Source organism: Frankia torreyi (assembly GCF_000948395.1).
Classification (GTDB): Bacteria; Actinomycetota; Actinomycetes; order Frankiales; family Frankiaceae; genus Frankia; species Frankia torreyi.
The window spans coordinates 21,315-32,942 of record NZ_JYFN01000067.1 but is presented as its reverse complement, the minus strand read 5'-3'; the positions used below and the strand labels follow the sequence as shown (position 1 = coordinate 32,942).

The window sequence follows — 11,628 nt, the reverse complement described above, 5'->3', positions numbered from 1 at the left end:
AGCACCAACGGCTGGACCCTGACCGCCGCACCCCCTTAAACCACGGCCATCCACCCCCACCAGCACCCCGCAAGATTTTCAGTGATCTTCTAGACGCGGCTCGACTATCGGGTCCGAACCAAGCTCGTCGCCCCGGGTCGTCTGCTGATCCGTCAGCGCTGCACGGTCGCCCGCACCCGGCTATCCCCAGCCGGGTCTGCGGCCAGACTGCGGCCAGATGGTGCCGAGGCTTCGGTACGGTTTTCGGGCGCGAAACCGTACCGAAGCCTCGGCACGATTTCGCGCACAAACGGTCACACAAAGACGCGATGGATGTGGCGGCTGGTGGGCAGGCCGAGCCCCGAGTTCCCCTCCCTCGTCCCATCAGATCCTCGTGGCCGAACACCACCTGGGACGGCCGCGCAGGACCGGGCAGCTCAGGCGTCCGGCGGAGACAGGCCCTGAGCCAGTAGCGCGGCGAGGGCATCCGGGTCGACGAGGGTGTGGTCGGGCTGGTCGAGCAGCGGTGCCATCGACGCGGCGAAGGTGAGCAACTGGGCCGCGGCGACCTGCTCCGGCGTCGGGACGTCGCACCCGAAGATCCGGGCGAGCCGGCCGGCGATCACGGTCGCGGCGGCGTCGGTGCTCTCCATCGCCCGCCGCCGGATCTCCTCGTGGACGGCCAGTTCCTGCAGGACGATGCGATGCACCGGCGACGGCCGGCCGAGCACGACGGTGAGATGCCGCCACAGCTCGGCGATCGCCCGGCGCGACTCCGCCCGCTCCGACGAGGGCACGTCGGGCGCGGGCAGATCGGGCGCGGGCAGATCGGGCGACGGCACGTCGGACGGGGCCAGATCGGGCGCGGGCAGGTCGAGTTCGCCGAGGGTGGTCACCCGATCTCGCTGCACGACCGCGAGCAGCAGGTCCATCTTCGTCTTGAAATGGTAGAAGATCAGCCCGTGCGGCACGCCGGCCGCCGCGGCGATCCGGGCGGTGGACGTCCGGTCGAACCGGTGCTCGGCGAACAGCACCTCCGCGGCGGCCAGGATGCGCTCCCGCGCGCTGAGTTCCGGCTCCCCCGGCGGGGCCACGCTCGGCGTGGTTGCCCGGCCCGCGCCGGCACTCCCCTCGCCGCGCCCCACGTCAGACCTCGGCCTCAGAACTCGGTGTTGCCGGCGTCGGGGGCGATCTCATGCGCGGTGATGAACTTCGACTCGTCCGAGGCCAGGAACAGCACGGTGTCGGCGACGTCCTCGGGCTCGGTGCCGTCGACCGGCAGCAGGTTCATGAACATGGGGCCGAGCCGATCGTAGCCGGCGATCCCCTCCTCGATCCGCTCCCGCATGCTGCCGGTCCCCATCGGCGTGTTCACGCCGGTCGGGTGCACGCTGTTGACCCGGATGTGGTGCTGGCTCAACTCCGCCGCGAACGCCTTCGCCATGCCACGCACCGCGAACTTGCTCGTCGTGTACGGCACCATGAACGGCTGCACTTTCAGCCCCGCCGCCGAGCTGATCAGAATGATCGAGCCCCCGCCGGCGCGCACCAGGTGCGGCGCGCCGACCATCACCGTGTTCCACACCCCGGTGACGTTCGTGCTGATCGTGTCCTCGTAGATCTGCGGGGTCACCTTGTCCCACGCCCGGGGGATGCAGATCCCGGCGTTGGCGACGACGACGTCGAGCCGGCCGAGCTGCGCCACGCCGTCGTCGACGATGCGACGCAGGGCCTCCAGGTCGCGGACGTCCACGATCCCGGACACCACGCGGCGCCCCGTCTTCTCGATCAGCGAGACCGTCTCCGCCAGGTCCTCCGGGGTCGCGGAGAGATAGTCGACGCTCGGCAGGGGCGCACAGACGTCGACCACGATCACGTCGGCGCCCTCCTCCGCGAGCCGCAGCGCGTCCGCCCGCCCCTGCCCGCGCGCGGCCCCCGTCACCAGCGCGACCTTGCCCGCCACCCGACCGCTCATCGCCGTCTCCGATCCCAGGTCAGCATCCTCGGCCACCGCCAACCGGACGCTTGGTTGAGTACTCACTCAGCCTACGACCTATCTCCCGTTTCATGTCAATGACGCACAATGGGTGCTCCTCCCGTGACGTCGCTGGACATAGCTGCCCACGCCCAACCCTCCGTCGCTCGTCCGCCCACCGCCGAGACCGCCGCCCGCGCCGAGCCGGAGCCCTCCGCGTCCGATTTATCCCTCTGACTGAGCGAGGGGTGGGTCGTTTCGGTAACTATGGGATGGTTGTTCGGTGACCGTCGGGGGCGAGGGGGACGCGCTCGACTGCTTCGTGTCGTACGCCGAGGACGGCCAGCCCTGGGCCGAGTGGATCACCGGGACGTTGGAGAACGCCGGCCTGCGGGTCCTCGTCGAATCCTGGGACCGGGCGCCGGGCACCCACCAGGTCTCCTGGCTGGACCGGGCGACAAGGCAGGCCCGGTACACGATCGCCGTCGTCTCGGACGGCTACCTGGACTCCCCGACGGCGGTCACCGAATGGGGCGCGGCCTGGTCGCCCCGCGTGGCCGACGGCGATCGTCGGCTGCTCGTCGCCCGGGTGACCGACCGCCCGGTGCCCGGCCTGCTCGGCCAGATCGCCCCGGTCAACCTGTTCGACCGCGGCGCGCTCGCCGGCGAGACCGCCCTGCTCGCGGCCGTGCGCGGCGGCGAGCCCGGGCCGCCGGAGGGGGGCCGCGCCGCGCGTCACCCACACAGCCCGATCCACCCCGGTGACCTGCCGGCGGTGTGGAACGTGCCGTCGCCGCCCGCCGCGTTCGTCGGACGCGGCGAGGCGCTCGACCGGCTCGACGCGGCGCTGGCCCGCTCCCCGCTGGTCGCCGTCACCGGACTCGCCGGCATCGGCAAGACCAGCGTCGCCACCGAGTACGTCCGGGCGCACCGCCGGGACTTCGACGCCGTCTGGTGGGTGCCCGCCGGGCGCCCCGCACTGCTCGGCGACCGGATCCGCGCCCTCGCGCCGGCGCTGGGACTGCCCGAGCACGCCGAACCGGCCGCCGTGCTGGCCCGCCTCGACCGCGCCGACGGCCGCTGGCTGATCGTCCTCGACGACGCCGCCGGGACGGCGCTGCCGGACTGGCTGCGCCCCAGCGAGACGGGCCGCCTGCTGCTGACCTCCCGCAACCCCGACTGGGACCGCCTCGGCCAGGTCGTCGCCCTGGCACCGCTGGACCGCGCCGAGTCGATCGCCCTGCTCACCGACCGGCTGCCCGCCGTCGACCTCGCGGTGGCGGCGGGCATCGCCGCCGAACTCGCCGACCACCCGCTCGCCCTCGACCAGGCCGCCCACCGGATCACCACCGGCCGCCTGCCCGCCGAGGTCTACCTGCAGGCGCTGACCGACCAGCCGGCCCGCCTGCTGGGCCAGGGCGAGGTGCCCGGCCGCCCCGGGACCACCGCCGCCACCCTGTGGGACGAGCCGATCCGCCGGCTGTCCGCCGACTCCCCCGCGGCGGCCGAACTGCTGCGCCTCGCCGCCCACGGCGACGCCACGCCCCTGCCGCTGCACCTGCTCACCGCCGCCCCGGACGCCCTCGACCACGCCGAGCTGCGCGCCGCCGCTGCCGACCCGCTCGACCTCGCCGACACGATCGGCGCCCTGGAACGCTCCGCCCTGGCCCACCGCGACGGCTCCGCCGTGACGATGCACGCCCTGGTCCGCGCCGCCGTCCGCGCCGACACCGCCCCCGAGCACGCCGACCAGCTCACCGACTCCCTGCGCCGGATGCTGCACGCCACCCTGCCCGCCGACGTCGCCGGAAACCCCGCCGCCTGGCCCGCCTGGCGCGAGCTCCTCCCCCACACCCTCGCCGTCCTCGACACCGCCGCCGACGCCCGCCCCGACACCGGCCCCACCCCGGCAAAGACCGGCCCCACCCCGACCGAGGCCGACGCCGCCACCGTCGTCGACGGCCCGCACGCGGCCTGGCTCGCCGAGCACGCCGCCGCCTACCTGCTCGAACAGGGCCAGCCCGAGCAGGCCCTACCGCTGGCCGAACGCGCCGCCGCCGCCCGCGAACACCTCGCCGGCCCCGACCACCCCGACACCCTCACCGCCCGCGAAACCCTCACCCGCGCCACCCTCGCCGCGGGCCACGTCGACGACGCCGGCCGCCTCGCCACCCGCACCCTCGCCGACCGCTCCCGCCTCCTCGGCCCCGATCACCCCGCCACCCTGGAATCCAGGGCCACCCTCGCCTGGGCCTACCAACGCGCCGGCCACCTCGACCACGCCACCACCCTGTTCGAACACACCCTCACCGCCCGCACCCGCGTCCTCGGCCCCACCCACCCTGACACCCTCGAAAGCCGCCACAGCCTCGGCCGCGCCTTCGACGCCACCGGGCACGGTGACGAGGCCGCCAGCCTCCTACGTGACACTCTCACCGACCGCCGCCGCATCCTCGGCGACGATCACCCCGCCACCCTGGACACCACCCACCAGCTCGCCGTCACCTACAGCCGACGCGGCGCACTCGGCGACGCCACCCCCCTCCTCGAACAGACCCTCACCACCCGCAGCCGCGTCCTCAGCCCGGACCACCCCGACACCCTCAACACCCGCCACCACCTCGGAATCGCCTACCATCAGGCCGGACGCCTCGACGACGCCACCCGAGAACTCGACCGAGCCCTGTCGGACCGCGACCGCGTCCTCGGCCCCGACCACCCCGACACCCTCGACAGCACCCACGACCTCGCCCGCACCCACCTCCGCGCCGGCCGACCCGAACAGGCTGTCCCCCTGTTCGACCGTGCCCTCACCGGGCGCGAACGTGCGCTGGGCTCCGACCACGCGGAGACGACGCGGACCCGCGAGCTTCTCGCCGACACCCACCTCAGGCTCGGACGGCCCGGCGACGCCGTGCCTCATCTCGAACGCGCCCTCGACCGCCACGAACGCGTCCTCGGTGCCTCGGATCCGCAGACGGTCGATGCCCGCGAGGTCCTCGCCTACGCCTATCGGCGCAACGGCCAGGTAGAAATGGCGATCCCCCAGCTCGAACGGCTACTCGCAGAGCAGAGCAGGGTGCACGGCGTCGCCGACGCACGCACCCTGCGCACCGCCGACGGCCTCGCCGACACCTACCGCGCCGCCCGCCGACTGCCACAGGCCATCAACCTCAACGAGCGAGTCCTCGTCCTGCGTGAGCAATTCCTCGGTTCCCATCACCCGGACACCCGCACCAGCCGGGACAGCCTCGCCGACACCTACCGCCAAGCCGGCCGGCCCGCAGATGCCGTCGGCCTTCACCGCGATGCGCTCGCCGACGCGATGCGGGAACACGGCCCGTTCCATCCGGACACCACCCGGGCCCGCCGCACCCTCGCGGACACGGTTGAGCAGAGCCGCCGCGCCGTGTCACCACCGGAACGACCGACCTCGGTCGAGCCGAGGTTCGACTCTCGATGGTGATCAGGATCGGTTTCGAGATCTGATCAACCCTGGTCGTCCGCCTCGCCGGGTTCGTCGGCCTGGGGAGGGGACAGCCGATCAAGCTTGTCCAACTTACGCAGCAGTGCTTCCTCCGCCAGCTCCCGCGTGGACCGACCGTCCGCAGAGGCCGACCGCTGCTCTTCCTCCCGCAGTCGGGCCTCCTCCCGGGCCGACTCCGCGTTCATCAACTCCACCGTCTCCCGCCGGAAACGCCGGAACTCCTCGTCCTCCCACTCGCGCTCCTGTTCGGCGGCGAGCTGGTTGGTCCAGTCACGGCCGTAGCGGGAGTTCCAGGTGCGGCTGAAGGAGCCGTCCCAGTCGAGCGGGCGGGTGGACTTCCGGTCGTCATTTGCCCGCTCGGGCGCGGCCGGCTCGGCGTCCGGCTCCGAGTCGGCGTTCACCGGCTGCGCCGCGTCGGCGTCCACGGACGGATGGGGATCGGGCGGTGACGGATGGTCCGGATCATGTCCGGTGGCCGCGTCGCCTGTCGGGTCATCCGGTTCCGCGGACATCGCCGTCCTCTCCCGCTCAGGGACCTTGCCGGACACGGTCATCTGACTGCCTTCCGCCCGGCGATCACCTGCGGCTTGATCGGTGACGGTAGCCGGTCACACCGGAATGTTACGGGTTGGGCCGTCTACGTGATCCGGCCTGGCACGTGCCGGTCAGGAGTCCGTCCGGCGGCGGCGCAGCCTGGAGAACCATCCGGCGATCGAGATCGCGTCACCGATCCCGCCGCCCGTCAGGAGACCTGCGGCTGCCCCGGAAAGCCGATCGCCGCATTGCTTGCAGAGCCGGCGGCCAGTCACCGTTTCCGTCGGCCGCCCCGTCTTCCGCTCCCCGCACTCATCGCAGGCGAAGGTCTCGATGTCACCGCTCCCATCCGGCCGTACCGGATCACCACGCCGATCACAACCTTCCCACGAGGGAGCCGCGGACTCATGATCTAGTTGAGCAATGGTTCCTCAACCTGTGCCGCACGGACTCCGCCAGTGCGGACCTGGTCGCCGAGGCCATCGACATGCTCGCCGAACACGGGCCCGGCCTGGGGCGCCCGCTCGTTGACAGACTCACAGGCAGCACCTACCACCACATGAAAGAACTCCGACCGGGCTCGGCCGGGGCCACCGAGATCCGGCTGATTTTCGCCTTCGACCCACGCCGGGAAGCGGTGTTTCTCGTCGCGGGCGACAAGTCCGGCGTTTGGCGCACCTGGTACCAGACCGCAGTCCCGCTCGCAGACGAAAGATTCGGCGAACACTTGAGGATCTTGAAGGAACAGGAGGGATCATGACCACACCGTCGAACTGGCGTGATGTCAAGGCCCGCGCCCGCGCGACCGATCCCAGGTGGGACAGCGCCGCGCGGACAGCCCGCCGCGCTGAGATGCGAAGCCAGATGCTCGCCTCCGTCAGCGGCGCGCAACTCGCCGAGATCCGCAATCAACTCGGCCTCACCCAGGCACAGCTCGCCGAAGCCACCGGCCTGACCCAGGCGAGGATCAGCCAGATCGAGAACGGCACCGCCACGGGACTGGAGGTTCTGCGCACCTACATCACCGGCCTCGGCGGCCACCTCGACATCGTCGCCCGCATCGGCAACATCCACCTCAACATCGCCTGACAACCGGCATCAGCATCTGCTGGACTGGAGCGATCCCGCCCGAACACGGCGTTAGCGGCACGTAGGCAACGGATCGCCAGCTGGGCTCCGATGCGCCGAGCCGACCAGGTCTGCTACCTACGTCGCGCTCCGGCCTTCCAGCACATCCAAGATCGAATACGTGTCCGGAGCGGCCAGGCGAGACGCACTCCTTAGAAGTACACTTCTAAGAAGTACAGTTAGACCTTCTGGGAAGCGGCGGTGGCGGACGTGATCGAGAAGCCTGCGCACGTGTTCGACCGCGACTTCGAGTGGGGCCACCTGGCGCGCTTCGCGGCCCGGGTGGGTGGGCCCGCCCAGCTGGGGGTGGTCAGCGGGCGACGGCGGCAGGGCAAGACGTTCCTGTTGGAGGCGCTGGCTCGCCAGACCGGAGGGCTCTATTTCGGCGCCACGGAGGCGACCGAGACCGAGTCGCTGGCGCTGTTCGCCGAAGCGCTCGCCGAGGCAACCCGGCTGCCGACGCCGCCGCGGTTCGCGACCTGGGACGAGGCCGTTCGGTACCTGTTCTCGGTCGGTACGACCCTTACGGGCCCGGTGGTGATCGACGAGTTTCCCTATCTGAGCATGGTGTCGCCGGCGCTGCCGTCGATCCTGCAGCGGGAGTTCGACCGCGCCGCGTCGGCGGCGCAGCGGGGCGAGCCGGGAGTATCGCTGTTGCTGTGTGGCTCGGCGCTGTCGGTGATGGGTCGGCTGCTGGCCGGCAGCGCGCCGCTGCGCGGCCGGGCGAACCTGGAAGTCGTGGTCCACCCGTTCGAGTATCCTTTGGCGGCCCGGTTCTGGGGCATCACGGATCCGCGGCTGGCGGTCGCGCAGCACGCCGTCGTCGGCGGCACCCCGGCCTATCGCAGGTTCGTCAACGACGATGTCCCCGCCGGTCCCGGTGACTTCGACGACTGGGTCCTGCGGACGGTCCTCAACCCGGGCAGCCCGCTGTTCCGGGAGGCCCGCTACCTGCTCGACGAGGAGGCCGGCGTCCGCGATGCGGCGATGTACCACTCGGTGCTCGCCGCTGTCGCCGGCGGTTCCAACACTCGCGGTGGCATCGCGAGCTACGTGGGCCGGAAGGCCACCGACATCTCCCATCATCTGGGTGTCCTGGAGGACTGTGGGCTGCTGCGCAGGGAGGAGGACCTGTTCCGCCAGGGTCGGGCGGTGTACCGGATCGCCGAGCCGCTGATCGTCTTCTACCAGGTCGTCATGAGGCCACGCTGGGGTTTCCTGGAGAGCGGTCGGGGTGCCCCGGTCTGGCGGGACGCCCGCCCTCGCTTCTCCGCGCAGGTCCTCGGCCCCCATTTCGAGCAGCTCTGTCGCGACCACGCGGCCTTCGCCCCGTCCGCCCGGTTAGGCGAGATCCCCGGCGAGGTCGGCGCCGGTGTCGTTGCCGACCCCGCGCGCAAGACCCAGATCCAGATTGACGTGGCCGTGCTGGCCCCGTCGGTGCCCGGCGANCCCCGCCGCATCCTGTCCCTCGGCGAGGCGAAGTGGGGCGACGTCGTGGATTCCCGTCATGTCGACCGACTTCGCCGTGCCCGCGACCTGCTCGCGGCCCGCGGCTACGACACCCGCGACACCATCCTGACCTGCTACAGCGGCGCTGGCTTCGACCCGTCCGTCACCGCCGCCGCGAACGACCGCGTCGCCGCCGTCACCCTCGGCCAGCTCTACGAGGCACCCCCAACCAGCTGACGCGGGCGGATTCCGCATCCTGTTCGCCTTCGATCCCGAGCGCCGCGCGGTCCTGCTCGTCGCCGCAGACAAGGTCGGGCAATCCCGCACGATGAGACAGCCGTCCTCGGCGGCGAGGATGCGGCGGCCCCGTCCCAGGCACAACAGGACAGAGAGATGGCCGGAGGGGGGTGAGAGTGCTCCGCACGCACGGGCCGAACGCCAATCCGTTCCGGGTTCAACTTTCAGCGATCATCAGGCCTGTGGAAAGCACTGCAGCGAGCGGCACAACGATCCGAGATCACGATGAAGGTCTACATCGACACGGACGCGGCTGACGCCGGACCACGGCGACCGGAGTCATCAACAACGGGCGAGGTCGCGGCGCCCCTGCACCCGGCCCTGATCCTGCGGACGAAACGCTTCGGTGGCCGCCAGGTCCGCAACCACTCGAAGTTCCTGTCGATCATCATGGCTCCGAGAGTCGGAGCAGGGGCCGGCGGCGGCCCATCCGATCACTCTCAGCTTGCGCACAGGTTGCACGGTGAGTATCCAGCGTATGACGCAGCCCGAGGACCCCTCCAGCGCGACGGTCCTACCCAGCGTCGCGGTCAGCGCCGACGCCCCGGCGGTTCCGGCGGCGCGCGACGGCGATCACGGCGATGCCAATGATCACGCTGATGCCGGTGCGCCAGGGGCGCCCCTCAGCGCGGGCGATCCGCCGCCGGTGAGCCGATGGCGGCGGGCGGTGCGCGGCCGGCCGGCGGATCCGGTGTGGGCCCGGCCGGCGCTCGTCGGGCTGCTCGCCGCGGCGGCGGTGCTCTACATCTGGGACCTGGGCGCCTCGGGCTATGCGAACAGCTTCTACGCGGCGGCGGTCCAGGCCGGGACGAAGAGCTGGAAGGCGTTGCTGTTCGGATCGCTCGACTCCGGGAACTTCATCACGGTCGACAAGCCGCCGGCGTCGCTGTGGGCGATGGCGCTGTCCGGGCGGATCTTCGGCTTTTCGAGCTGGAGCATGCTCGTTCCGCAGGCGCTGGGCGGCGTGGCCGCGGTCGGCCTGATGTTCGCGGCCGTGCGCAGGTGGTTCGGCCCCGTCGCCGGCCTGCTGGCCGGCTCCGCGCTGGCGCTCACCCCGGTGGCGGCGCTGATGTTGCGCTTCGACAACCCGGACGGCCTGCTCACCTTCGTCCTCGTCCTGGCCGGATACTGCCTGGTCCGCGCGCTCGAGGAGGCGTCGACGAAGTGGATGGCGGCGACCGGCGCCGCGCTCGGCCTGGCCTTCCTGACGAAGACGCTGCAGGGTTTCCTGGTGCTGCCCGCGTTCGCGCTGGTCTACCTGATCGCCGCGCCGACCGGCTCGTGGCGGCGGGTGTGGCAGCTGCTCGCGGGCGGGCTGGCGATCGTGGTCGCCGCCGGCTGGTGGGTGGCGACGGTCGAACTGTGGCCGAAGGGTTCGCGTCCTTACATCGGCGGTTCCACCGACAACAGCGCGCTCGGCCTGGCCTTCGGCTACAACGGCGTGGGCCGGATCTTCGGCGGTGACGGCAACCGCGGCGGTGGCGGCGGTGGGTTCGGCGGCGGCCGGACGAACCTGAGCGAGCTGGCCAGGCGCGATCCGCAGCTGGCCGAACGGGTGCAGGCCGCGCTGGGCGGCCGCGGTGGTGGTGGTGGCGGCGGCGGTGGCGGGTTTGGTGGCGGCGGTGGGTTCGGCGGCGGCGCCGGCTGGGACCGGCTGTTCGGCGACCAGATCGGCGGCCAGGTCTCCTGGCTGATCCCGGGCGCGCTGATCCTGCTCCTCGGCGGCCTGTGGGTGACCCGGCGGGCGCCGCGCGTGGACCGGACGCGGGCCGCGCTACTCCTCTGGGGCTCCTGGATGATCGTGACGTCGATCGTGCTGAGCTTCGCGCAGGGAACCTTCCACCCCTACTACACGGCGTCGATCGCGCCGGGCATCGCCGGGCTGGTCGGCGTCGGCACCTGGACGCTGTGGCGGGCCAGGCAGCAGTGGACGAGCCGGCTGCTGCTGGCCGCCGCGGTCGCGGCGACCGGAGCCTGGTCGTTCACCCTGCTGGACCGCACCCCGTCCTGGTATCCCTGGCTGCGGGTGGTGGTGGCGATGGCCGCCGTCGCCGCAACGGTGGCATTGCTGATCCGGCGCGCGCTCGTCGGACGGATGGCCATCGCGGTCGCGACCTGCGGGCTCGTCGCCGTACTCGGCGGCCCGGCGGCGTTCGCGGCCGTCACCGCCACGATCCCGCAGTCCGGGGGCCAGCCGACGGCCGGGCCCGCGGTCCGCGGCAGCCGCGGTGGAAACGGCGGTCCCGGTCGCCTCGGCGCGTTCGGCGGCTCCGCGGCGGCGAGCGGCCGACGTGCCGGCGGGTTCGGCGGCGGGTTCGGCGGGTTCGGCGACGGGTTCGGCGGGTTCGGCGCCACGAACGCCCGGCTGGCGTCGCTACTGAAGGCCAGCCACGGCTACCGGTGGGCTGCCGCAGTGCAGGGATCCTCGGCCGCGGCCGGCCTCGAACTCGCCTCGGACACGTCGGTGATGGCCATCGGCGGCTTCACCGGGCGCGACCCGGCGCCTACCCTGACCCAGTTCGAGAACGACGTCCACGCGGGCCGGGTGCACTACTTCATCGGCGCCGGCCAAACCGGTGGCGGCGGATTCGGCGGGTTCGGTGGCCGGTCCGGCGGGCCGGGCGGCACGATCAGCACCTGGGTCCAGCAGCACTACAAGGCGACGACGATCGGCGGCGAGGCCGTCTACGACCTCACCGCCCCCGCGACAGCGTCGTCCGCCGGCCCGGCACGATCGAGCACGTGAGACGAGTTCCTCGCGCGTTCGCCTACGCCGAGC

7 protein-coding genes and 1 pseudogene are annotated in these 11,628 nt (G+C 72.1%); 5 read left to right on the top strand and 3 right to left on the bottom strand.

Going from position 1 to position 11,628, the window contains the following annotated elements; genetic code table 11:
• Positions 1-416: 416 nt before the first annotated feature.
• Both FF36_RS26810 and FF36_RS26805 read right to left on the bottom strand, forming a co-directional pair.
• Entirely contained in the window at positions 417-1,124 is a 708-nt protein-coding gene (locus FF36_RS26810) for a TetR/AcrR family transcriptional regulator (protein ID WP_044887970.1), read from the bottom strand.
• 14 nt (positions 1,125-1,138) lie between these two features.
• The gene (locus FF36_RS26805; RefSeq protein WP_044887978.1) at positions 1,139-1,954 is read right to left on the bottom strand and encodes a mycofactocin-coupled SDR family oxidoreductase; all 816 of its coding nucleotides are present in this window, start codon (positions 1,952-1,954) and stop codon (positions 1,139-1,141) included.
• 283 nt (positions 1,955-2,237) lie between these two features.
• On the opposite strand from FF36_RS26805, the gene FF36_RS40180 reads away from it, so the two are divergent.
• On the top strand, positions 2,238-5,420 hold the full coding sequence (locus FF36_RS40180; protein ID WP_044887969.1) for a tetratricopeptide repeat protein: 3,183 nt from the start codon (positions 2,238-2,240) through the stop codon (positions 5,418-5,420).
• Positions 5,421-5,443: 23 nt separating this feature from the next.
• Here the strand turns inward: FF36_RS40180 and FF36_RS26795 are convergent, their stop codons facing one another.
• A complete protein-coding gene (locus tag FF36_RS26795; protein ID WP_128423397.1) occupies positions 5,444-5,953 on the bottom strand; it encodes a hypothetical protein in 510 nt (169 codons plus the stop codon).
• Between the two features lie 458 nt (positions 5,954-6,411).
• On the opposite strand from FF36_RS26795, the gene FF36_RS41580 reads away from it, so the two are divergent.
• From FF36_RS41580 to FF36_RS40175, 4 genes and pseudogenes are all read left to right on the top strand, one after another.
• Entirely contained in the window at positions 6,412-6,735 is a 324-nt protein-coding gene (locus FF36_RS41580; protein WP_044887977.1) for a type II toxin-antitoxin system RelE/ParE family toxin, read from the top strand.
• Complete coding sequence (locus FF36_RS26785) at positions 6,732-7,064, top strand: helix-turn-helix domain-containing protein (protein ID WP_044887967.1); 333 nt, start codon at positions 6,732-6,734, stop codon at positions 7,062-7,064. Before FF36_RS41580 ends, FF36_RS26785 begins: the two co-directional genes overlap by 4 nt.
• Positions 7,065-8,552: 1,488 nt before the next feature.
• Positions 8,553-8,789: pseudogene (locus tag FF36_RS39170) on the top strand (ATP-binding protein); the annotation flags it as partial.
• A gap of 523 nt (positions 8,790-9,312) precedes the next feature.
• A complete protein-coding gene (locus FF36_RS40175) occupies positions 9,313-11,595 on the top strand; it encodes an ArnT family glycosyltransferase (protein WP_277912994.1) in 2,283 nt (760 codons plus the stop codon).
• The last annotated feature ends 33 nt before the right edge of the window (positions 11,596-11,628 follow it).